The organism is Arthrobacter sp. TJ-236, assembly GCF_058269235.1.
On record NZ_JBZCNI010000001.1, the window covers coordinates 914,517 to 936,755 of the forward strand.

Here is a 22,239-nt window from a genome sequence, read left to right on the forward strand (position 1 = left end):
TCCTTCCCCGACGCCGACGCCGACGCCGAGTGGGGCTGACGGGGCGCCCCGCACCCTTGCAGAGGAGATCGGGGCCCTTGGGTCTTCCATGGGACAGGGCCTCGAGCGGATGCGCGAGTCCGGCGACGCTCAGGTGCCGACCGGTAGCGAGACCCGCCTCAACGCACTCGTCGAAGACGTCGGCGTCGCGCAAGCTTCAGCGCAGATCGCTGACGAGTCGCGCGCCGCGGCAGCAGCAGCATCGACCTGGCGGCCGACGGGCATCCAGGGCATCGACGTCTCGAGTCACCAGTTCGAGGTCGATTGGCGGACGGCGTACAACCAGGGCTCCAGGTTCGCCTATGTGAAGGCAACCGAGGGTACCGGGTACGAGAACCCCTATTTCAATCAGCAGTACGGCGGCTCGGCTGACGTCGGAATGGTCCGGGGGGCTTACCACTTCGCGCTGCCCGGGACCACCTCGGGAGCAGCTCAAGCCAACTACTTCATCGACAACGGCGGCGGATGGAGTTCGGACGGGCGGACCCTCCCGCCGCTGTTGGACGTGGAGTACAACCCCTACGCATCACTGGGGAACGACTGCTACAACTTGTCGGCGAGCCAGATGGTGTCATGGATCCGCGATTTCTCGAACACGGTCCGCTCTCGAACGGGCCGGCTTCCGATGATCTACACCACCACGGACTGGTGGAACCGGTGCACAGGCAACTCACGCGCCTTCAATGATCACCCCCTCCATATCGCCGCCTACAACCAGTCCGGAGCTGGCGCGCTCCCGAGCGGCTGGTCGTTCTACTCCGTCTGGCAGTACAGCTCAACGGGCCCCTTCGTCGGTGACTCGAACGTTTGGAACGGAAGCGCCGAGCAGCTGTCTGCTTTCGCACGCAATGCGGGCACGGGTAACGAACAACAGGTGCAGCCCGGCGTGAACGAAGTCCATTACCGCGGTGCGAGCCCGACGAACTCCACCGTGGGCGTCGCGAGCGATGCTGTTCTGTCCTGCGACTGGGATGCCGACGGCATCGCGACGCCCGCAACCTACTTCGGCGGTATCTGGACAATCCGGAACAGCTTGTCGACAACCGATACTGGAACCAGGGTCACCTTCGGCGACGGGCCTGATCAGCCGATCTGCGGTGATTGGGACGGCGATGGAAGAGAGACCATCGGTGTCTTCAGGGCTGGCGTGGCGCACGTTCGGAATTCGAATACGACCGGCCCGGCCAACGGGACCATCGTGTACGGCGCGCCCGGCGATGTCGCGATCACCGGCGATTGGGACAGGGACGGTTATGACACGCTCGGGGTTACAAGGCCGAACGGGGTGGCCAAGCAGTTCATCCTGACGAACAGCAACCTTCGCGCGACGGTAGCCGGCACGTTCTTGTTCGGGAACGCGTCCGACACGCCCCTCAGCGGAGATTGGACCAATAGCGGTTACAGCACGGTCGGCGTGAAGCGGGGTGCTCAATGGTTCCTCGCCAACAGCAACATACGCGTCGGTGCGGACAGCGCGTTCGCCTACGGCAACGATGGCGACAGAGCGATCACCGGGCGCTGGGCGGCCGGTAGGGGTACGTCGATCGGAGTGGTCAGGGCTCGTTGAGCCCCGGATGACGTCCGACGGTGGCGGCCCGCCTGCGGCGACGCAGTCGCGCCGCCGCCGTTGCGACGCAACGAAGTAGCATGACCCGGGCCAGGAGGATCCGCCGAGGACTTCGCCACCCCCGGGGAGTCTCGTTGGAATCGTGCAGCCGCCGGTACAGCACTGCCGGCGATTCGACGTGGCACATCTCCCCAGCGAGGTTGGCGGCGATCGCCAGCCAGAGATCGTGGGATTCGTACAGGTAGGCGGGCATCGGCAGCACGACATCGGCGAAGTCCCTCCGGAAACCCATGGCGCAGCCGTAATAGGGGCGGTAACCGATGAGCGTCCCGACCAGGTTACGGAACCGGTGCGACGAATCGTTCTCGCGCAGAGACCAGGGCGCAGGCGTCGGTGACGTGCCGAACAACGCCACGTTCCCCGCGACCACGGAGTGCGTGTGCAGGGCGGCGACGAGACGCTCGGTCCGACCCGGGACCCAGACGTCGTCCTGGTCGGCGAAGAAGATGTATTCTCCCCGCGCCATCTCCGCAGCCGTATTGAACGTACGAACGTAGGAACGGTTTTCAGGCCAGCGATAGAGCCTCAGTCGTGGGTCATCGATGCGTCCGACGATCTCTGCGGTGAGATCGGTCGATTTGTCGTCCACGACGACGAGCTCGTCGTTCTCTGCGATGTCCTCGAGAATGGAGGCGATCTGCTCCTCGATGAAGGCGGACCCGTTGTACGCGGCCATGCAGATGCTCGCCCTCACCGGCTTCATCGGACATCCCCGTCGGTATCGCTCAAGCGCGGGGGCATCGCGGTCAGTCCGTCGAGGCGGTGCTCCAGTCGCTCGATGTGGTTCCGGAGTATCGCCGCTTCCTCCGCAAGAGCCCGTGTCTCATCCTCCACGACGCTGATCTCGAGCGACAGATGGAGGCAGACGCCCAGAAGGAGCACGATGGCCACGACGAAGAGGAAATTGGCCGGCACGACGAATCCCGCCACTGATGCCACGGTCTCGAGCAGACCCGGAGCACCAGCGAGGAGGAGCGTCGCGATACCCACGGTGATCCAGAGGATCGCGTACTTCTCCCTCAGCTTGCGCTGCCTCAGCAACCACACGATGAAGGCGACGATCACCAGAGCCAGCAGGAAAGGGAGCAACGTGCTCATCGGTTGGACTCCTCATCCGGGATCAGGGTGCGCTTCCGTGTCAATGCGATCACCAGCGCGAAGCCGCTTCGACCGAGATAGAGGGCGGCCTTCACAGGATTGTGGCTTGGTTGCCCACCCTGACGCGGTCGCATCTCGACAGGAACCTGCGTGACGGTGAGGCCGGATCGGATGGCGACCACGAGAGAATCGATCGTGTCGCCCAGATACTCTGCGGGGTAATGCTCGCAGTACTGTGCGATCGCTCGTCTGTTAGCAGCTCTGAAGCCCGACGTCACATCGGTGAGACGCGTTCTCGCGAGCAACGAGATCGATCGCCCGAGGAAACTCATGGCCCACTTCCTCGGACCGCGGACCGTGTAGTCACCCTTGTCGGCGAAGCGAGCACCGATCGAGATGTCCGCGTGCCGCAAACCACCGACAACAGCGACGAGGTCCTTCGGGTCATGCTGTCCATCGGCGTCAACCTGGATGGCCTGGTCGAAGTCCCAGCGGCGGGCGTACTTGAAGCCGGCCCGCATGGCGCCTCCGACGCCCAGATTGTAGGGCAACCGAAGAACGGAGGCACCCGCCGCCTCGGCGAGATCCGCGGTTCCATCGGTACTCCCGTCGTCGACGACGAGCACCTCACACCCCGGCACCGTCCGAAGCACCTCGCGGACCGTGTCCCCCACGGACTCGGACTCGTTCCAGGCAGGCATGATCACCAGCAAGCGCGGGACACCCTGCGCTCCAGCTCTGATCTTCTCGTTCATCATTGTTCGACTCCCTTGACGCGACGCTGCTCCGATCGCGCGGCGGATTCGACGAGTCTGCCGGTGGTTCCAGCCAGACCATCACGAATGCCCCTGACGGCGTACCCGAGACGATCCCGCCGCAACGATCCCAGGACGGCCACGACCACGACGTGCCGGGCGTCGAGGACGAGTCCCCTGATCATGGGCAACGGATGGTGGAAGAGATGTCTGCGCAGAAGCAGGAGCCGGTTACGGGCTATGTAATAGTAGCGGAAGGGTGCACTCTGCATGATCATCAGCGGCTGCCCACGGACGGCAACAGGGCGACCGAGGAATCGAGCTTGGCTCTGTGCCCCCAGCTCGTGCTGCAACTCCACGTCCACAGCAGCGATCCCCACGTAGCCCGATCGGACCATTCGCCAATGAACGTCGGTGTCGACTCCATCGATGAAGAGTTCCTCGTCGAAGCCACCGATCTCATCCAAGAGGCCCAACGGCATGAGAAGCCCGGACTGGATGGGCTCGACCGCTTGTGCGTACAGCCCCGACGGCCTGAGAATCCGGGCCGCTCTCGCACCCACCACAGCGGGGCTCACGGAACCGACCGCCTGCCCATCGGACTCTGCGCTCAGTACAGCGGCGCGATAGCGCCGCAGAAGCCCGGGTGGAGGCACCGAGTCCTGGTCGAAGGTGACGACCGCGTCCACGTCAGGACGAGCTGCGCGCGCAGCCGCCACGCCACGATTCAGAGCAGCACCGATGCCGAGATTCTGCGGCTGGATCACGATCACCGCACCGAGTTCTGCGCATTCGCGCACAACACCCTCACCGTCCCTGCTCCCGTCGTCCACCACCACCACGAGCTCGAACTGGGCGAGAAGGGCGCTCACGTTCCCGATCAGGTTCCTGGAGGGCCGATATGCCGAGACGATAGCTGCACAGCTAGACTCTGTGACCGGTGGAAAAGTCCGCGCATGCCGTGTGCTGTACATGCTCCCAAAACTACGGGACGTCCAATTTTCGTGCCAATTGGCCGTGAGCGGTGTGGAGTTCCCATGCGAGCGGCGCACGAGTACTCAGGAATTGAGACTGATAACGATCGACGGCATGCTGACCGACTGGGCCGGAGCTGTACCGAGCGTCCTCGTGGGAGCGGTGATCCTGCTGCTGCCCGGCGCAGTGGCGGCCACGATTCTTCGCGTGCGGCTCTTCGACGCCATCGCCGTGGCCCCGCTCATCTCGATATCCATCATCAGTATCACCGCCATCCTCGGCGAGAAGTCAGGCATCGGGTGGGGCCCGGCAGTCTTCATCGGAGCCGTCGCGGTTCTCTGCCTCCTGTGCCTGGGCGTGCGGATACTTCTTTCGCGCCGGTGGATCACAGCCGGTGGGCCCACGAGCGGCAGCGTGGTCGGGCCTGAGGATGTCGCGGGAACGGTGGGAGTTCGGACCCCCGGCAGCGATCGGTCCGCCTACTACTTCGGAGCCGCACTGATTGCAGGGGTGGTGATCGGAATCCAGTGCGTCAGCATCTTCCGAAGCCCGTCCAGCTTCTCCCAGACCTTCGACAACGTCTTCCACCTGAATGCGGTGCGCTATGTCCTGAACACATCGGACGCATCGTCACTGACTCTCACATCGATGACCACTGCGGGTGAGGCGCCCTACTTCTACCCTGCCGCCTGGCACGGATTCACGGCTCTCATCATCCAACTGACAGGGGTCGATCTGACAACAGGTGTGACCAGTGCGAATCTGCTGATCAGCGCCCTCATCTGGCCGCTGAGTTGCCTCTTCGCCGTGCGCCAGCTAAGCCGCTTGAGCAGGCCGTCCATCCTCGCCGCCGGCGTGATCGTTGCGGCCTTCGGTGCTTTCCCGGTTCTGCTGCTCCAGTTCGGTGTGCTCTACCCCAACCTCCTCAGCCTTGCCATGGTGCCCGCAGGGCTCGCGCTCCTGGCCTCCGCACTCGGTCAGGCGCCGGCGACCCGAATCCCACGGATCCTGGCTGCCGTCCTCGCTCTTCTCTCACTCCCCGGCATCGCAGTAGCTCACCCGAACGGTGCGATGACGCTCGTCGCCCTGTCCGTGCCGATGACGATAGCCCTGTACACCGGGCTCCTCGTTCCGCGCCTGCGCGCACGTTCCTATCTTCAGGCTTCGATCCTGACCGCCGCCTTCCTCCTGGGCATTCTCCTCCTCGGCAAGATCTGGGAGATCGTCCGCCCCCCTGCTGCCGCAGCTTTCTGGGACCGCGTCGAAACCTCATCCCAGGCTCTGGGTGAGGCGCTGCTCAACGCGCCGTTCGGGCGCCCTGCGGCGTGGGTGGTCAGCGCGCTCGTCGTCGTCGGACTGATCGCCTGTGTTCGCGAGCGACGATTGGTCTGGTTTGCCGGGGCATTCGCGATCTCGACGGCCGTGTTCATCGTCGCCGCCGGCTTCGAGATCAGCGAACTACGGAGCTACATCACCGGGGTCTGGTACAACGATCCGTACCGCCTCGCTGCAATCGCCCCGCTCACCGCTGCGCCCTTGGCCATCATCGGGATGGACTACCTCATCGCGTCTGCCACGCGGAAGATCAGGGCCGCTGCAGCGGGCGGCCCTCGGCGTTCTCACCCCGCACTGGTGCTGGGGTTCAGCATTGCGTTCACAGCTCTCGTGGTCGCTCCGCCGCTGTTGAACAACCGCTCGATCGATGCAGCACTGGCAAGTGCCGGCGCGTCGTACACGGTGACGCCGGATTCGAATCTCGTGAGTTCGGACGAGCTCGAATTGATAGAACGACTCGACGAGACGACTGACGCGGATGGCACCATTGCCGTCAATCCGTGGACAGGCGCAGCACTCGCCTACGCGCTGGCAAACCGCGACACGACATACAAACACGTTCTCTCCAACAGCAGCCAGACCGATCTGACCATCGATCAATACCTGAAAGAGGCAGACTCCAGGCCTGGTGTCTGTGCTGCGGCGGAAAGCAAGAACATCGAGTACGTCCTCGACTTCGGAACGAAAGAGGTTCATGGGGGAAACCACCGATACCCCGGGCTCGAGGACATTGCATCCGACGACGATTTCGAGCTGATCGATCAGGAGGGTGAGGCGAAGCTGTACGAATTCGTCGGGTGCTCCTGATCACATACCGTGGGCTCCGGGTCGCTCACCTCCGGTTCAGTTGCCGAGCGCGTGGCGGAGGAGCAACGCAACTCCCCTGACGTCGCGGGCCTTCGCAGCCCGTACGGTCAGGAGCAGTGCGTGCAGCCGGGAGGTCACATGAAGCTTCGCGGCGAAAACGGTCCGCGTCCAGCCCCTGTTCTTCGCCAGCCCGGCAGCAAGTCGGAAGAACTCCCGTTCTCCACGGAAGCGGGAACCGTCGACGAGTTCCATCGAGGAAGCGCTCGCGTCATGTCTGCGATAGCGGAAGACGACGTCTGGAAGCGTCAGGAGGGACTCACCCTCGACGAGGACGTCGAGGATCAGGGCCAGATCCTGAATGACCGAGAACTCATCGCGGAAGTCGTGCCGAACGATGGCCTCGCGTCGGAAGGCCAGCGACGGCCAGTACAACCAGTTCCCATGCATGAGCCCCGCCGTCAGACGGTCGCCCTGTAGCTTCACCGACGATTTGCGTGATGGCCTGAGCAGTCGTTGCTTGACGACATCGACCAGCGGAGTCGACTGCCTGCCGTCCGCGTCGATCACCTCGACGCCGGGCTGGATGATTGCGACGTCCGGATACGCGAGGTGCGCCGCGAGGACCGCACTGACGTATCCGGGCAGGACGACGTCGTCGTAGCCGACGATCACGACGAGCGGTTCGGTCGCCATCCGGACGCACTTCCGGAAGTTCGCGGTGATACCGACATTGACGGGGTTCCGCACGTAGACCACACGCTCGTCTCCGAGCGTCTCGAAGTACTCGTCCACGCGCGGATCCGGATAGTCGTCATTGATGACAGTGAGTTTCCACCGTTCGTCAGACTGATGCCGGATGCTGTCCACCGCCAGGATCAGATAATCCAGGTCTCCCCAGAAGGGAAGGTAGAAGCCGATGGTCGGATCGGTGGCAGACATGTTCTCCGAGATGGTTCGCTGGCGTGGTCACTGTGGACGAGAATCGTCCCCCGTGTTCGTCGTGCTCCGATCGTACCGACTCCGCCCGAGGAGAGGCGCCCGCTCACTCGGATCGGTTCCGAGTCACACCGGCTCCGCTGTACCCTTGGTCGAGTAATTTTCCCCACGATACCGAGGCGATTTTGAAGACTGTCATCCTGCGCCTCAGCGGGTTCGTGGGCTTTCCTCTGCTGGGGATCCTGATCCCTCTGCTCCTCCTCCCTGTCATTGCTCGCGTCGTCGGCCCGGGTGGATGGGCGAGCATCGTCTCTGCCATGGCGATCGGTGCCTTCGGGGCGACCGCCATCATGTGGGGATGGAACATTCGAGGAACGGTACTCGTCGCCAGTACCGGCTCGGAGCAGCGAAGGGCCGAACTGTACGGACAGAGTCTTCTCGCCCGCGGCCTACTCGCCATCCTGGTGCTTCCGCTCGTCGGGGCGATCACGCTCGTGGTCGCCGCCGATGAGGTCCGCGTGGACGCCATCGCGGTTGCTCTCGCAACCGCTCTGTCTGCGTTCTCTCCCGCCTGGTTCTGCGTGGGTATCGGATCGCCCCGTTCGATGGGGATCTTCGATACCCTGCCGCGCGTCCTGTCGGCACTGCTTGCGATACCCCTCATCGGAGCGTCCAGGAGCGTGATGATCTATCCCGTGCTCCTCGTGCTGTTCACGGTCATCGCGCTCGTATCCTTCCGCTACGTCCACTTCACGCGCGGTACCAGCCTTCGACCAGCACCCCGGGACACCTGGCGCGAGATGAAGAGGCAGATCGGGTCAGCAGGAGTGAACGTGTCTGGCAGCGCGTACGCTTCGGTGCCGGTCCCGGTGGCAACAGTGAGAGGGCCTGCTGCTCTCGCCAGCATCTATTCATCGGCCGATCAGCTCTACCGTTTCGGACTCTTCACCACGATCGCCCTCGGCAATTCATTCCAGGGGTGGGTACTCGAGATCACCGGCAAGGACCAGATTCGCCGGCATCGCGCGGCCTTCATCAGCCACGCGATCCTCGGCTCGGTGGGAGCGCTCATCCTCACCACCCTGGGGCCTCCTGTATCTGCTGTGCTGTTCAGCGCCGACGTCGCTGCGACACAGGCAACGTGCGCGCTCTACGGAGTCGCCTTCGTCTTCATCAATCTGGCCACACCTCTCACTCGCAACCTTCTGATTCCGGCGGGTGAGGACACGTACGTGCTGCTCGGTACCCTGTGCTCGAGCGCCGTCGGCATCGCTCTGATGCTGACACTTCCCATCGACGGACATCTGACAGTCATCGCGGTGGGAGTTGCGGCAAGCGAATGCCTGTTGTTCCTGATCCTGCTGCCGAAAGCAGTTCGGATGGCGCGTGCGCTCGGAGAAGTACCCGAAAAAGTGGCTGATCCCCTGTCTGCGGACGGTGGAAGGTGAACCGTCCACGCCCTATTGCAGCGGCTGCAAAAGACGGCTCCGTCGGTGCCGTCCATGCGCCCGTTCAGGCGGGAATCGGTCCGCGGCCGCCCCGGCGAAACATCAATGTCAACTGAGAATGAAAGGTAGGTCCGTCATGCGCGGAATAATCCTCGCCGGTGGAACCGGTTCACGTCTTCACCCGATCACCTTGGGGATCAGCAAGCAGCTGGTACCGGTGTACGACAAGCCGATGATCTACTACCCGCTCTCCACGCTGATCCTCGCCGGTATCCGTGACATCCTCATCATCACGACACCTCACGATGCTGACCAGTTCTCCCGCCTCCTCGGTGACGGCAGCAAGTTCGGCGTCTCCATCACCTACGCGCAGCAGCCTTCGCCGGACGGCCTCGCGCAGGCTTTCATCCTGGGCGCGGAACACATCGGTAACGAGACCGTGGCCCTCGTCCTGGGAGACAACATCTTCTACGGCCAGGGAATGGGTACCCAGCTGCGACGCTTCGCCGACATCGAAGGCGGAGCCGTTTTCGGCTACCAGGTAGCCGATCCGACCGCCTACGGCGTCGTCGAGTTCGACGCTCAGGGAAAGGCCATCTCGCTCGAGGAAAAGCCCGACCGGCCTCGTAGCAACTATGCGGTGCCCGGTCTGTACTTCTACGACTCCACTGTGGTGGACATCGCCGCGAATCTCCAGCCGTCCCCGCGGGGCGAGCTGGAGATCACGGATGTCAACCGGACCTACCTGGACCAGGGGAAGCTACACGTCGAGGTCCTGCCGAGAGGGACAGCCTGGCTCGACACCGGCACGTTCGAGTCACTGAATGATGCGTCGAACTTCATCCGCACCGTGGAGAACCGGCAGGGACTGAAGATCGGCGCTCCGGAGGAGATCGCGTGGCGCCAGGGCTTCTTGACCGACCAGGAGCTCCAAGCCAGGGCTGAGGTGTTGGTGAAGAGCGGTTACGGGGCCTACCTCCTCGGCCTACTCGGCCAATAAAGTTCGACCGATAGACAGCTCGGGCCCGCAGCTCGGTGGGCGGGCCCGAGTCTCCCGAAGCTCAGGCGCGAAGCCGTGCCACTACGTCGGCGACGTCGCCGTCCATAACTACCCGACCGTGTTCGAGCAGCACTCCTCGCTTACACACACGAGCGACGAGGTCGAGGTCGTGGCTGACGACCACGAGCGTCTTCCCCGCTTCTCCCAACTCCTTGATCTTTGCCAGGCACTTCTTCTGGAAAGGCTCGTCACCGACGGCGAGAATCTCGTCTATGAGGAAGATCTCCGGATCCGTGTGAATTGCGACCGAGAAGGCAAGCCGGAGATACATACCGGAGGAGTAGAACTTCACCTCCGTATCGATGAACTGGCCGATCTCGGAGAAGTCGAGGATGCTCTCGAACCGCTCGTTGATCTGATCCTCCGTCATTCCGAGGATGGCGCCGTTCAGGTAGACGTTGTCGCGGCCGCTCAGGTCGGGATGGAACCCGGCGCCGACTTCAATCAGGCCGGCGACCCTACCCCTCGTCCTCACAGTGCCGCTGTCGGGGAGCATCACTCCGGAGATATGTTTCAGGAGCGTCGACTTACCGGATCCGTTGAGACCCAGGAGGGCGACCGACTCCCCCTGCTGCACTGTCAGCGACACCTTGTCGAGAGCATGGAACTTCTGCGAGAGGTCGCCCTTCCGACCCTTGACGATCCAGACGAACGCCTCCTTGATGGAGCGTGTGTGTCTGAGCACGAACTGCTTCGAGATCGACTGCACCTCTACTGCGATGGTCATTACTACAGCTCCTGTGCGAATCGGCCCTCGAGGCGCCGGAAGGTGAACTGACCTGCCAGAAGCACGATCAGTGCGATTCCCAGTCCTATCGGCGTCCAGACGTCGAGGAGATTGGGGGGGACGGCCAGCAGCGGATCGGTCCTGGGCACGGAGGTGGTCGGCATCCAAAAAGCGAAGTGGAACAATTCGACCGCGATGGTGAGCGGATTCGTCTGATACACGGCATGCAGGATCGATCCGGTGTCCTGGCCGAAGGCGTCGAACAGCCCGTCACGCACCATCACCCACGAGTAGAGAACCGGAGAGGCCCACGTGGCGATCATCAGCAGCATGTCGACGAAGTTCTCGGAATCCCTGAAGTAGACATTCGCCGCTCCGAAGAACAGCCCGAGTCCGATGGCGAGCATGCTCACGATCGCGAAGGCTGCGAAGGCCGCGGCGATCTGCACCGGCCCCGGCGACCAGCCTCCGATGAAGCATGCGATGAGAAGGACCAACAGCTGAGGGAGGAAGTGGACGCCGGACACCCAGACCGAAGCCACAGGAAAGAGTTCCCTGGGTAGATAGATCTTCTTGATCAGTCCGCCGTTCCCGACGATGGATCGCGCGGCGTTACCCAGAGCCTCGTTGAAGTAGTTCACGAGGACGATGCCGGAAAACAGATAGATGGGGTAGTTCTCCGTATTGCGATTCATCCCGAGAAAGATCCCGAGCGCGAACCAGAAGACGAAGAATTGGACACCGGGCTTCACGTAGGACCATAGGAGCCCGAGCACGGACCCCCTGTAGCGAACCTTCAGTTCCTTGCTGACCAGCAGCTTGAGCAGGTACCGGGACCGAAGGACGTCACGGAGACCACCACCGAGACCCGGTGTTGTCAGCTCGGACGTGCCCACGCTATTCGTCCTTTGCCGAGTGGGACTCAAACGTCCTCTTCCAGGACTCGAAGGAGGTGATGTCCTCCAGGGCGTCGCGGTACTGCCGGCTGAGGCTCGGCCACTTGCGGAGGATCTCCGCGTTGAGTCGCCCTGCCTCTGCGAGCAAGGTCCGCATCTCACGGGGATCTCGCCGGTACCAGGACGCGCCTGTGCCCTCGGCGTTCGAGACGATCGCGCTGTCGTACTGGGACATACGCCACCACTTGTTGTCCTGGTGAGCGACGAAGGCCTGGGGTCGCTGCTGGCTCGCCGAGGAGATCGGGGCGCTCAACTGACGGGCAATCGTCTTCACGGCCCACGGCACCAGGGTCGAGTAGGACGGCGCCCTGAAGCCCTGACCACGTCGAGGCGGCTTGTCCATCGTCGGCGTCGGGAAGGAGTCGGGATCGGATTCGATCCTGGCGTCCGTGTATCCCTTCGCCATGGCCCGGATCTCCGGCAGCTTGGTGCCGAGGATGTCGTGAAGCTGTGCCGGTCCCTCGAGGACGTCCCGCATCGCCATGACCCGACCGCGCGCGGTGTGGTACTGCATGGACACGAGGTGCTTGATGTCCGAGTAGCCGGACTCGCGCACCACACGTCCCCCGCGCTCGTAGGGACTGTGAATGAGTGCTGCGATCATGCGGTTGCGCGTGTGGAAGTAGGCCTGCCAGCCCACCATGTCGTCCTTGTCGATCCAGGACACGTGCCAGACGGCTGCGCCCGGCATGGACACCGTGGGATAGCCGGCCTTCTTGGCGCGCAGTCCGTACTCGGCGTCGTCCCACTTGATGAAGATGGGGAGTGACAGACCGATGTCCCGGATGACCTGAGTAGGGATGAGGCACATCCACCAGCCGTTGTAGTCGACGTCGATACGGCGGTGCAGCCAGGGCGTGCGGCGGAGGTTCGCTCGCGCGAAGTCGTGGCCGAGGACCTGCTCGGGAACCGGCTGGTCGGGCTGGAAACGATAGGGATTGACGATCTCGCCGAACGTGTGGAGGACGGTCCGGTTGTAGAGGTCGAACATGTGGCCGCCCACGATGGTGGGCGTCTTGCAATGCGTGGCGAACGAGAGGAGACGGGGGATGCTCTCCGGCTCCATCACGACGTCGTCGTCCAGGAGGAGGGCGAAGTCGCTGCCGTTCTCGACGGCCTCGTACATGCCTCGGGCGAAGCCGCCCGAGCCGCCGAGGTTGTCCTGGTCGATGATGCGCAGCTTGCCGCCCAGGCGCGCTGCGACGTCGTCGAAACCCACCTGGTCGGCGACCTTCTGGGTGCCCTGGTCGACGATCAGGATCTCCTGGACGTCAACGATTGCTTCAGGGTTCGATGCGAGGATCTCGAGGTTGTTGAGGCAGAAGTCCGGCTTGTTCAGCGTGGTGATTTCAAGGGTGATACTGCCGCGGCGAGGTTCGACACCAGCTGCCTGCCAGTCGGCCTCCTTCAGGACGAGGCTCTTGCTCCCGGCCACGAGATCGAACCAGTACCACCCTCCGTCGCCGAAGGGCTGGAGCGAGAGATCGAAGACGCTCGTCGTCGTCCCCTCGACCCTTGCGGTCTCCACGTGCTGCAGGGCTCCACGGGCATTCGACTTGTAGACGGTGACACTTCCGGCACCTTCGGTGCGGATCTGCAGGCGAACCGTGCGCAAAGGAGTCCAACGCCGCCAGTAACTCGCGGGGAAGGCGTTGAAGTAGGTTCCGAAGGACACGCGTTCACCGGGCCGGACCGACGTGGAGCGACGTGACCGGAAGTCCTCGACATGCAACTCGCTGCTTGAATCGGCCACGGCAGCGTTCTGGCTGGACACCGCACTACCGTCGGTCGTGTTGAGCTGAACGCCGAACGCATTTCCGGTGTCCATGTAGAGACCCGCGGTGTCCATCTGGCTCTGCTGAGGCAAAATGACGCGCTGGAGCGTATGCCATGCCTTGTCCGTACCGTCGATCGCGTTCAGCGAATCCTGCATCGTGTCCTCGGTCATGCGTCCACTCCGCCGCTCTCCAGCTTCTGCCCGCCGGTGAAGTGCGGCGTGATCTTGTTGTCGAACATGGACAGGGCAGATCCGATGGCCATGTGCATGTCGAGGTACTTGTACGTCCCGAGCCGACCACCGAACAGCACCGACTTCTCACCTTTGGCCAGGTCGCGGTAGGCCGTGAGCTTCGCGCGGTCCTCGGAGGTGTTGATCGGGTAGTAGGGCTCGTCGTCCTTCTCCGCGAAGCGTGAGTACTCCCGCATGATCACCGTTGCGTCCTTCGTGTACGAGCGCTCGGGGTGGAAGTGACGGAACTCGTGGATCCGCGTGTAGGCGGCGTCCTCATCCGGGTAGTTCATGACCGAACACCCCTGGAAGTCCTCGATGGGGAGGACCTCCTCCTCGAGGTCGATGGTGCGCCACGACAGGTCGCCCTCGGCGTAGTCGAAGTAGCGGTCCACCGGGCCTGTGTAGATGACGGGGACCTGACCCAGCGTGCTGGAGCGCGAGTACTCGTTGCCCTCGTCGAAGAAGTCCGTGTTGAGGTGGACCTCGATGTTGGGGTGATCGGCCATCCGCTCGATCCACGCCGTGTAGCCGTTGACGGGCAGTCCCTCGTACTTGTCGTTGAAGTACCGGTTGTCATACGTGTACCGCACGGGCAGACGAGAGATGATCTCAGCCGGCAGGTCCTTCGGGTCGGTCTGCCATTGCTTGCCGGTGTAGTACTTGATGAATGCCTCGTAGAGCGGCCGGCCGATGAGCTGGATGCCCTTGTCGTTCAGGTTCTGCGGATCGGTGCCCGCGAGCTCGCCTGCCTGCTCCTGGATCAGGGCGCGTGCCTCGGCGGGACCGAGAGCGGTGCGGAAGAACTGGTTGATCGTGCCCAGGTTGATGGGCATGGGATACACCTCGCCCTTGTGGCGCGTGTAGACCTTGTGCACGTAGCTCGTGAACTCGGTGAAGTTGTGGACGTAGTCCCAGACCCTCTCGTTGGAGGTGTGGAAGAGGTGGGCACCGTAACGGTGCACCTCGATCCCTGTTCGGGCCTCGTTCTCGCTGTACGCGTTACCGCCGATGTGGTGGCGCCGGTCCAGGACGGCCACCTTCAGGCCCAATTGACTCGCTGCTCGCTCGGCGATCGTGAGGCCAAAGAAGCCGGAACCGACGACGACTAGATCTACGCTCAAAATCTCTCCTGTGGTGGATTCAACTCCCAAGTATGCCGCAAGGACGCAGCCTGCTCCGCGCTTCGGCGTTGTGCGATGAGTCGCAGTGCCGCTCCCGGAGCCCGGATCGCCACCAACCGGTTGCAGCGGCGGACCGATCCTCGATCAGCGCGGGCGTGGTGGGTGCGTAGGTCGCCGTCAGATGGTTGTCCGGTCCGTGCACCTCCACGCACTCCGCCGCATCACGGTCGAAGCGTGGGCTGTGCGCCCCGCACGACGGCGTCACCTCATTGCCTGGGCCGACGTACTGACAGCCGCCGTCGACGAGAGCCACGACAGCCCTGTTGTTCTGCTCGGCGTTATCCACAGCCGCGTCAACCCGCCCGCCGTTGATCCGCGGGGAGCCCTACCCTCGGGAAGGACGAGGAGGAGGCCGTATGGACGTGCACCTGACAGTGGTCGGCGCGCCGCCGTCCGAGCGGGCAGCCCGCGACATCGTCGTGGACACCGAAGTGATCGACACCGGCGCCGTTCTCGCCCAGCGACTCGAGGCGGCCGGTTGGCGCGGCCCGTTCACGATCCACGGCGTCCTTCTGGACGAGCTCCGTGCCCCGAGCACCCTGCACGACGGCGGGGTCGTCGTCGCGGGTGCCCCTCCCACCAGGATGCCCCCGCAGCCCGTGTCGCATCTGGCGCTCGTCGTCCATGCCGGCCCCGACGCCGGGCAGGTCTTCCCCCTCACGCGCGGTACCTACGCAATAGGGCGGTCTGCGGCCGACATCGTCATCGCCGACCCGTCCCTCTCTCGGACCCATGCCCGGCTCACCGTGACCGAGGACGCGATCCTGGTGGAGGACCTCGGCTCCGTGAACGGCACCTTCGTGGACGGCGCCGCTGTCACGAGGGCCCCGATCACCGTCTCCGCGGAGCTCGTCCTCGGTTCAAGCCACTGCCGCATCGCGGTGTCCGATCGCCCCTCGTGGTCAGGGCCGGGTTCCTCGTCGTCGATCCTCGATCCCGTACCCGTCGGTCCCGAGCTCCCGCGAAAGCCCTCGCGCGTGCTGATCCTCACCGCCTTCCTCCCCCTGGTGCTGGGGGTGGTCCTGGCACTGACGACCGGTATGTGGTTCTTCCTCGCCTTCAGCGCGCTCTCGGCGGTGACCGGCATGGTCCCGCTGCTCACCTATCGCCGCACGGCCAAGGCGTTCAGCACCGCGGTGCGGGAGGCCTCCGACGAAGATCAACGGCGGCGGACGCTGGCGGTACCCGACCTGGGAGAAATCGCACTCGGCGCCCTGCGGACTCCGGGTCAAACGTCGGACCCCGCCCATGCCGCACGTTCCGGCCCTCCGGCGGCGACCGCACGCAGCGACACCCCGGACACCGCTCCTCCCGGCGTGGTGCTCCTGAGACTCGGCACGGCGAATCAGCCCGCACACATCGCCGTCCGGACGAACGACGGCGACTTCACCGCCCCGGAGCTTCCGGGCGTACCGCTCCTCCTCGCCTGCGCCACCGGATCGGGACCCGGAAACGACACCGGAATCGACACCAGGATCGACACGGGGATGACCCTGTCGGGGGATGCCGACGCCGTCAACGGTCTGCTCCGCGCCCTGCTCCTGCACCTCACGCACCCGCGCGCGGCCGCAACGAGCATCCTGTGCTGGGGCGCTCCCGTGGATCAGCCGGTGGACGCCAGGTTCCTCCCGAACGTCCGCCTGACCAGCGATCCCGCGGTCCTCGATCGGTTCCTCACCCGGCCCGGCTTCCGCCTCGTCGTCGACCTCGCGGGTGATCTGCCGTCAGGGCCAGGCGTCGCGCGGGCCTTCGTCCTCCGGGTCAATCCGGATGGCAACCGCTCCGAGCCCGTCGCGGCGACAGGACACAGCGCGGTGGTCCTGTCGGCGAGCGGCGGACGAGCCCTCGTCAGGGGCGAGGTGTTCGACCTGTCGCCCGACGCCGTGTCGGAGAGGACGTTCGCCCGTACCGCCCGGGCGCTCGCGCGAGGAGCCGCCCACGTCTCGGCGCTCGGCGGGCGTGATGCTCCGTTGGGCACCGGATCGGAGGGCGACGCTCCCCCGGAGTCAGCATCCCTGTGGTCGGCGGATCTCGTACCGGACACGCTGGCAGCACACGCGCTTGAAAGATGGTCCTCGTCCGATGCAGACCGTCCCGCCGCAGTTCTCGGGGCCGGCCGGAATGGACCGGTGACCTTCGACCTGGTGAAGGACGGCCCCCACCTGCTCGTCGCGGGAACCACCGGCTCGGGCAAGTCGGAGTTTCTCCGCACTCTCGTCCTCGGGCTCGCCATCAACCATCCGCCCGCAGAGCTTGCTCTCCTGCTGATCGATTACAAGGGCGGCTCCGGACTGGGCGAGCTCTCCGCTCTCCCGCAGTGCGTCGGGAGCATGAGCGACCTGTCCACGGAATCGACCGCCCGCGCGCTCGTCTCGCTCCGCGCCGAACTCCGGCGCCGGGAGACGTTGTGCGCGCAGTTCGGCGCAACCGACGTGGAGCAGCTCCGCCGCCTCGCTCCGGCCTCGTGCCCGCCCAGGCTCGTCGTGGTGATCGACGAGTTCCGCATGCTGGTCGACGACGTACCCACCGCACTGCCCGACCTCCTCAAACTCGCGGCGCTTGGGCGTTCGCTCGGGGTCCACCTCGTCCTGGCGACGCAGAAGGCCCAGGGCGCCGTCTCCCCGGACATGCGGGCGAACATCACGTCCGCAGTGCTGCTGAGGGTCCGCACCGCCATGGAGTCACAGGACCTGCTGGGTACGGCGGCCGCTGCCGACATCCCGGTGGACCTCCCGGGCCGCGCCTACCTCCGCCGGGGGAACGAGGCGCCGGTGGCCTTCCAGGTCGCCTCCTGTTCCGCACGGCCGGACTCCAGCGAGGCTCTCGGCTGGACCGACCTCGCCGCGCACATCGCCGGGTCCGCTCCTGGGTCCCGGACCGCCCTGTCCGTACAGTCGCCCACCCTGGTTCGGGAGGCCGTCGCGGCACTCGGTGCCGCCGCTGGTCAGGCCCTCGTTGCCGCCGCCCATCGACCCGTCCTCCCGCCCCTGCCCGATCGCTTGGTGCGCTCCGAGTGCGCCGCGTTCACACCGGCCGTGCTTGCAGGCCCTGCTGACCGCCGGCCCCGGGGCGGCGCCGCTCATGGCGGGGATGAGCGTGGCGGGGTCGACGCGAGATCGGTGGACCTCGGGGTGTCGGACGTCCCCGACCGTCAGGCGCAACGCCTGCTCCGGTGGAACCCGGCGGAGCACGGTCATCTCGCTCTCATCGGTCTCCCGGGCAGTGGCGGGCGCGAGGCCCTGGGGTCCCTCGTCGCCGCGCTGCCGGCAGCCGACCCGGACGTGCACCTCTACCTGCTCGACGGTGACGGGAGCCTCGGACACGCGACGAGCGCTGCGACGGACGACGCGCTCGGGGGAACCACGAGCTCCCACGTGGGCGCTCTCGTCGAGGCCCATGAGACGAGGAGAGCCGCCCGAGTCCTCGAGCGGTTGGCGAACCTCCCGATGTCACGGGGCGGTGGGCAGCCGATCGTCCTCGTCGTCTCGGGTTGGGGACGCTGGACCACCCAGTTCCGTGGCCTGCGGGGAGGACGCGCCGAGGAGGACCTGCAGGCGATCGTGCGGGACGGGGCGCTGAGCGGCGTGACCGTACTGATCCTCGGTGACCGGGAACTCACCGCGGCACGGTTCTTCTCCCTGATACCGAACCGCCTCTACCTGCCGGTCGGCGCCCATCAGGAGATCACTCTCACGTGGCCCAGGATGCCGCTGATGGACCCCGTGGCCGGACGGGCATTCGCGCAGGGTCGCATCACCGGCACGTGGGGCGACTCCGTCTGCCAACTCCTCCTCGATCCGCCCGTCCACGGGGTCGCGGCGGCGCCGTCGACGGTCCCGTTCCCGGTGCATGCCCTCCCGGCACTCGTGACGCTGTCCGATATCACCCGGCAGGCAGGGCCCGGGCCGGCGCAGCGGACGGACGTCCAGGGTCACCTCGGGGTGGGCGATCGCGTTGATGCCTCCCGCGTCCCGGGCCGACGGAGCGAGTCGGTGACGCTCGGGTTCCACGGTGACGACCTCCAGCCGTACAGCGTGACCCCGACGCCGGGAGATGCGTTCCTCGTCCTGGGCCAGTCCTCCACGGGCCGTACGAACGTCCTGCACTTGTTCGCAGCAGCGGCAGCAGCGGCAACCGCTGCCGACAGTCCGCACGGTCCGCACGGTCCGCACGGTCGAGAGGTCAGGACGGTCCGGGCAGCACCCTCCGGGGCGGACGCCACCCGGGCGGCGTCCTACTGGCGTGAGGTCGGCGAGCAGCGGCTCTCGGGCGAGGAGGTGCAGCGCACCCTCCTCCTCGTCGACGACGCGGAACTGCTCCCCGCGGACGTGCAGCGCTTGCTGTCGGAGCTGGTGGCAGGCGGGGCCGCGGCCGTCCTCGCGGCGCGGCCGTCACCCTCGCTCGTCACCCGGGTTCCCCTCGCACTGCAGGCTCGCGCATCAGGTGTGGGTCTGGTCCTCGGACCCAGGGCACCCGCCGACGGCGACCTGTTCGGCGTCCGGCTCGATGCCGATGGCGGGGCCGTCACGGGACGAGGGCACGCCGTCGACCCGTCCGGGACCTTCGAGGTGCAGATCGCCCTCGCGCCGAGCGGCCCGATGGGACCGCCGGATGACGACGTGTCCGCGCGGGGAGCTACAGCGTTCTTCCGTCCGCCGTCACTCGCACGGTGAACCGGACCACGGGCTGCGAGAAGAGGAGCACGATGACCACCGCCGCGGGAACGAGGAACGCCAGACCCAGCACGGGACTCCCCGTGCTGAAGTACGGGAACGCCAGGATCACGAGGAAGACCTGCAGGACGAGCGACGGCGTACGGGGCCAGCGCATCCCCGCTGTCAGCGAGCGCGCCATGGCGATGAGCGCTGCGGCGACGAGGGCGAGCAGCACGGCCATGAAGACCGATCCTCCGACGGACACCGCGGTGCCCCCGATGAGCGGGATCAGGGACAGGACCGCGAGGACCGCGATGGCGACGGCTTCGAGCACGAGGATCGCTGCGATGACGAGCACGCCGCGGGGTCGTACCGCGGGATCCTGAGCTGGAGGAGTGGCCACGGACGAACCCTATCGGACCGGACGACGGTCATGCCGAGGGGATCGGGGACGTGCCCTGTGATGAACCACTCATGGTCCTGCGTAAACTGGCGCCCCGGAAACCCTTGTTTACCTCCCGGTAACGTGACAGCCTTAAAAGCAGTGGATACCAGGGGGCCGGTCTCGGCCCCTTTACTATGAGCCCCTTCGTGAATGTTTTCACAAACACACGGACAGCGAGGCCGAAGGAGAATGTGATCATCATGGATTGGCGTAGTCGCGCGGCGTGTCTGGACAAGGATCCGGAGCTGTTCTTCCCCGTGGGCAACACCGGACCGGCTCTCCTGCAGATCGAGGAGGCGAAGAGCGTCTGCCGACGCTGCCAGGTGCAGGACACCTGCCTCCAGTGGGCGATCGAGTCCGGCCAGGACGCCGGAGTGTGGGGCGGTCTCAGCGAGGACGAGCGCCGCGCCCTCAAGCGCCGCGCTGCACGCGCACGCCGCGCATCCTGACCTGAGCAGTCGCGCGTCCCGACGGGAGCGCAGCCTAATCCTTCCCGCTGGCCGACCACCGGCGCGGAGGACGAACCACACGACGAAGGGCCGCCCCAGGGCGGCCCTTCGCCGTGTCCGGCCTGCTTCCGCCGGTGCGCGCGGAGGCCGCTCAGGCGCCGGCGGCCAGTCGTAGCGCGAGGTCGAGCGTGACGGATGTGCCGCCGCCCGGGCGCGTGGACCACTCGATCGTCCCGCCCAACTCGCTCGTCACCAGCGTGCGTACGATCTGCAGACCGAGCCCTTCCGCATGCCCTCCGGCCGGCAGTCCCACGCCGTCGTCCGCGATGGTCACGCGGAGGAACTCCTCGCCCTCCGCCTCGGTCCGGCGATTGGCCATCAGCCAGACGGTCCCGGCCTTGCCTGCCAACCCGTGTTCCACAGCGTTCGTGACGAGTTCGTTGATGACCAGCGCCAGAGGAGTCGCGAGGTCGCTCGGCAGCTCACCGAAGTCGCCGCTGCGCTCGGTCCGGACGGCCTGAGAGGGGGACGCGACCTCCGCCGAGAGACGGAACTGACGTGCGATCAGCTCGTCGAAGTCCACGCTCTGCGCCAGACCTTGCGAGAGCGTCTCGTGCACCAGGGCGATGGTCGACACCCGTCGCATCGCCTGCTCGAGGCCGAGCTTGCCCTCGTCGCTCACCATCCGGCGGGACTGCATCCGCAGGAGCGCCGCGACGGTCTGGAGGTTGTTCTTCACCCGGTGATGGATCTCGCGAATGGTTGCGTCCTTCGACACGAGTTCCATCTCGCGCCGCCGCAGTTCCGAGACGTCCCGGCAGAGGACGAGCGCGCCGAACCGCTCTTTCTCGTCACGCAACGGGATGGCCCGCAGGGACAGACTCACGCCTTTCGATCCGATCTCCGTCCGCCAGGGCATCCGGCCGGTCACCACCAGCGGGAGGGTCTCGTCGACCATCCGACGGTCCTTGAGGAGCGCGGTCGTGATCTCGGCCAGCGGCCTGCCCTCGAGCGTCTCGACATCGCCGAGGCGGCGGAAGGCCGAGACGCCGTTGGGGCTGGCGTACTGCACGATCCCGTCGACGTCGAGCCTGATGAGGCCGTCCCCCACGCGAGGTGCACCGCGCCGTGACCCCGTGGGAGTGGCGAAGTCGGGCCATAGGCCCAGCGTCCCCATGCGCAGGAGATCGTACGCGCACTGCCGGTAGGTCAGTTCGAGGCGTGAGGGCATGCGGGAGCTCGAGAGGTCCATGTGGGTGGTGACGACGGCGAGCGTCCGCCCGTTCCGGACCATCGGGACGGCCTCGACGCGCATGGCCATCTCCGTGGTCCAGTTCGTCTCGCCGGAGCGCTCGATCCGCTGGGAGGACCAGGCGACGTCGACCAGGGGTTGCAGGTCGGCGCGGATGCGTTCGCCCACGAAGTCGCTGTGGAACACGGTGTGCGACGTCGACGGCCGGGCGTGCGCCAGTGCGACGTATCCACCGCCCTCAAGAGGGAACCACAGGGCGAGGTCGGCGAAGGCGAGGTCGGCGACCATCTGCCAGTCCCCCACCAGCAGGTGCAACCACTCCGCATCGCCGGGCTCGAAGCCCGTGTACTCGCGGATGGGGTCGGTGAAGATTGCCATGTGTCCCTCTGTCGTTGTGGCCCTCTGCTCCGGCAGAGTGCTGTGGACCTAACTGCACCGGACCACCGGGTGGTGGGCGCAGCAAACCCTTACGTCGGGCACCCA

The 22,239-nt window shown here is 65.6% G+C and carries 17 protein-coding genes; 6 read left to right on the forward strand and 11 right to left on the reverse strand.

The window, feature by feature from the left end; all coding sequences use genetic code 11:
* Positions 1-88: 88 nt before the first annotated feature.
* Positions 89-1,606, forward strand: coding sequence for a lysozyme (locus tag AC4D16_RS04255; protein ID WP_490954062.1), 1,518 nt, complete (start codon positions 89-91; stop codon positions 1,604-1,606).
* Here the strand turns inward: AC4D16_RS04255 and AC4D16_RS04260 are convergent.
* From AC4D16_RS04260 to AC4D16_RS04275, 4 genes are read right to left on the reverse strand one after another with little or no spacing between them, the layout of a single operon-like run.
* Positions 1,593-2,369, reverse strand: a complete 777-nt coding sequence (locus AC4D16_RS04260) for a glycosyltransferase (protein WP_490954063.1) — start codon at positions 2,367-2,369, stop codon at positions 1,593-1,595. The genes AC4D16_RS04255 and AC4D16_RS04260 overlap by 14 nt on opposite strands.
* Complete coding sequence (locus AC4D16_RS04265; protein WP_490954064.1) at positions 2,366-2,764, reverse strand: DUF2304 domain-containing protein; 399 nt, start codon at positions 2,762-2,764, stop codon at positions 2,366-2,368. Before AC4D16_RS04265 ends, AC4D16_RS04260 begins: the two co-directional genes overlap by 4 nt.
* Positions 2,761-3,519 (reverse strand): glycosyltransferase family 2 protein, encoded by a 759-nt coding sequence (locus AC4D16_RS04270; RefSeq protein ID WP_490954667.1) that lies wholly within the window; start codon positions 3,517-3,519, stop codon positions 2,761-2,763. The genes AC4D16_RS04265 and AC4D16_RS04270 overlap by 4 nt, the downstream gene beginning before the upstream one ends.
* Complete coding sequence (locus tag AC4D16_RS04275) at positions 3,519-4,493, reverse strand: glycosyltransferase (RefSeq protein WP_490954065.1); 975 nt, start codon at positions 4,491-4,493, stop codon at positions 3,519-3,521. Before AC4D16_RS04275 ends, AC4D16_RS04270 begins: the two co-directional genes overlap by 1 nt.
* Before the next feature lie 115 nt (positions 4,494-4,608).
* Here AC4D16_RS04275 and AC4D16_RS04280 point away from each other — a divergent pair, with 115 nt between their 5' ends.
* Positions 4,609-6,636 carry a DUF6541 family protein gene (locus AC4D16_RS04280; RefSeq protein WP_490954066.1) on the forward strand — a complete coding sequence of 676 codons (2,028 nt, stop codon included), beginning with the start codon at positions 4,609-4,611 and terminating at the stop codon, positions 6,634-6,636.
* A 36-nt stretch (positions 6,637-6,672) separates the two neighbouring features.
* Here the strand turns inward: AC4D16_RS04280 and AC4D16_RS04285 are convergent, their stop codons facing one another.
* Positions 6,673-7,575 (reverse strand): glycosyltransferase, encoded by a 903-nt coding sequence (locus AC4D16_RS04285; protein WP_490954067.1) that lies wholly within the window; start codon positions 7,573-7,575, stop codon positions 6,673-6,675.
* A 314-nt stretch (positions 7,576-7,889) separates the two neighbouring features.
* Between AC4D16_RS04285 and AC4D16_RS04290 the strand changes: the two genes are divergently transcribed.
* Entirely contained in the window at positions 7,890-9,020 is a 1,131-nt protein-coding gene (locus AC4D16_RS04290; RefSeq protein WP_490954068.1) for a polysaccharide biosynthesis protein, read from the forward strand.
* Positions 9,021-9,156: 136 nt separating this feature from the next.
* Positions 9,157-10,020 carry a glucose-1-phosphate thymidylyltransferase RfbA gene (gene rfbA, locus AC4D16_RS04295; protein WP_490954069.1) on the forward strand — a complete coding sequence of 288 codons (864 nt, stop codon included), beginning with the start codon at positions 9,157-9,159 and terminating at the stop codon, positions 10,018-10,020.
* A 61-nt stretch (positions 10,021-10,081) separates the two neighbouring features.
* Here the strand turns inward: rfbA and AC4D16_RS04300 are convergent, their stop codons facing one another.
* The 4 genes from AC4D16_RS04300 to glf are packed head-to-tail and all read right to left on the reverse strand — an operon-like array spanning position 10,082 to position 14,895.
* Positions 10,082-10,807, reverse strand: a complete 726-nt coding sequence (locus AC4D16_RS04300; RefSeq protein ID WP_490954070.1) for an ABC transporter ATP-binding protein — start codon at positions 10,805-10,807, stop codon at positions 10,082-10,084.
* 2 nt (positions 10,808-10,809) lie between these two features.
* The gene (locus AC4D16_RS04305) at positions 10,810-11,703 is read right to left on the reverse strand and encodes an ABC transporter permease (RefSeq protein WP_490954071.1); all 894 of its coding nucleotides are present in this window, start codon (positions 11,701-11,703) and stop codon (positions 10,810-10,812) included.
* A 1-nt stretch (position 11,704) separates the two neighbouring features.
* Positions 11,705-13,711 carry a glycosyltransferase gene (locus AC4D16_RS04310; protein WP_490954072.1) on the reverse strand — a complete coding sequence of 669 codons (2,007 nt, stop codon included), beginning with the start codon at positions 13,709-13,711 and terminating at the stop codon, positions 11,705-11,707.
* Positions 13,708-14,895, reverse strand: a complete 1,188-nt coding sequence (gene glf / locus AC4D16_RS04315) for a UDP-galactopyranose mutase (protein WP_490954073.1) — start codon at positions 14,893-14,895, stop codon at positions 13,708-13,710. The genes AC4D16_RS04310 and glf overlap by 4 nt, the downstream gene beginning before the upstream one ends.
* Positions 14,896-15,311: 416 nt before the next feature.
* Between glf and AC4D16_RS04320 the strand changes: the two genes are divergently transcribed.
* The gene (locus AC4D16_RS04320; RefSeq protein ID WP_490954074.1) at positions 15,312-19,628 is read left to right on the forward strand and encodes an FtsK/SpoIIIE domain-containing protein; all 4,317 of its coding nucleotides are present in this window, start codon (positions 15,312-15,314) and stop codon (positions 19,626-19,628) included.
* Here AC4D16_RS04320 and AC4D16_RS04325 read toward each other — a convergent pair.
* A complete protein-coding gene (locus AC4D16_RS04325; protein ID WP_490948731.1) occupies positions 19,591-20,013 on the reverse strand; it encodes a hypothetical protein in 423 nt (140 codons plus the stop codon). The two genes, AC4D16_RS04320 and AC4D16_RS04325, sit on opposite strands and share 38 nt — an antisense overlap.
* 242 nt (positions 20,014-20,255) lie before the next feature.
* Between AC4D16_RS04325 and AC4D16_RS04330 the strand changes: the two genes are divergently transcribed.
* Positions 20,256-20,504, forward strand: a complete 249-nt coding sequence (locus AC4D16_RS04330) for a WhiB family transcriptional regulator (protein WP_055769355.1) — start codon at positions 20,256-20,258, stop codon at positions 20,502-20,504.
* 151 nt (positions 20,505-20,655) lie between these two features.
* Here AC4D16_RS04330 and AC4D16_RS04335 read toward each other — a convergent pair whose 3' ends face one another.
* Positions 20,656-22,134: a sensor histidine kinase gene (locus AC4D16_RS04335; RefSeq protein WP_490954075.1), complete on the reverse strand. Its 1,479-nt coding sequence runs from the start codon at positions 22,132-22,134 to the stop codon at positions 20,656-20,658.
* Positions 22,135-22,239 lie beyond the last annotated feature (105 nt).

Bases quoted from the DNA above. Each gene is read 5' to 3' on its own strand.
- rfbA (WP_490954069.1), top strand. From the start codon at position 9,157: ATGCGCGGAATAATCCTCGCCGGTGGAACCGGTTCACGTCTTCACCCG.
- AC4D16_RS04270 (WP_490954667.1), bottom strand. From the start codon at position 3,519: ATGAACGAGAAGATCAGAGCTGGAGCGCAGGGTGTCCCGCGCTTGCTG.
- AC4D16_RS04275 (WP_490954065.1), bottom strand. From the start codon at position 4,493: ATGTACAGCACACGGCATGCGCGGACTTTTCCACCGGTCACAGAGTCT.
- AC4D16_RS04330 (WP_055769355.1), top strand. From the start codon at position 20,256: ATGGATTGGCGTAGTCGCGCGGCGTGTCTGGACAAGGATCCGGAGCTG.
- AC4D16_RS04255 (WP_490954062.1), top strand. From the start codon at position 89: ATGGGACAGGGCCTCGAGCGGATGCGCGAGTCCGGCGACGCTCAGGTG.
- AC4D16_RS04335 (WP_490954075.1), bottom strand. From the start codon at position 22,134: ATGGCAATCTTCACCGACCCCATCCGCGAGTACACGGGCTTCGAGCCC.
- AC4D16_RS04310 (WP_490954072.1), bottom strand. From the start codon at position 13,711: ATGACCGAGGACACGATGCAGGATTCGCTGAACGCGATCGACGGTACG.
- AC4D16_RS04320 (WP_490954074.1), top strand. From the start codon at position 15,312: ATGGACGTGCACCTGACAGTGGTCGGCGCGCCGCCGTCCGAGCGGGCA.
- AC4D16_RS04290 (WP_490954068.1), top strand. From the start codon at position 7,890: ATGGCGATCGGTGCCTTCGGGGCGACCGCCATCATGTGGGGATGGAAC.
- AC4D16_RS04260 (WP_490954063.1), bottom strand. From the start codon at position 2,369: ATGAAGCCGGTGAGGGCGAGCATCTGCATGGCCGCGTACAACGGGTCC.
- AC4D16_RS04265 (WP_490954064.1), bottom strand. From the start codon at position 2,764: ATGAGCACGTTGCTCCCTTTCCTGCTGGCTCTGGTGATCGTCGCCTTC.
- AC4D16_RS04285 (WP_490954067.1), bottom strand. From the start codon at position 7,575: ATGTCTGCCACCGATCCGACCATCGGCTTCTACCTTCCCTTCTGGGGA.
- AC4D16_RS04280 (WP_490954066.1), top strand. From the start codon at position 4,609: ATGCTGACCGACTGGGCCGGAGCTGTACCGAGCGTCCTCGTGGGAGCG.
- AC4D16_RS04300 (WP_490954070.1), bottom strand. From the start codon at position 10,807: ATGACCATCGCAGTAGAGGTGCAGTCGATCTCGAAGCAGTTCGTGCTC.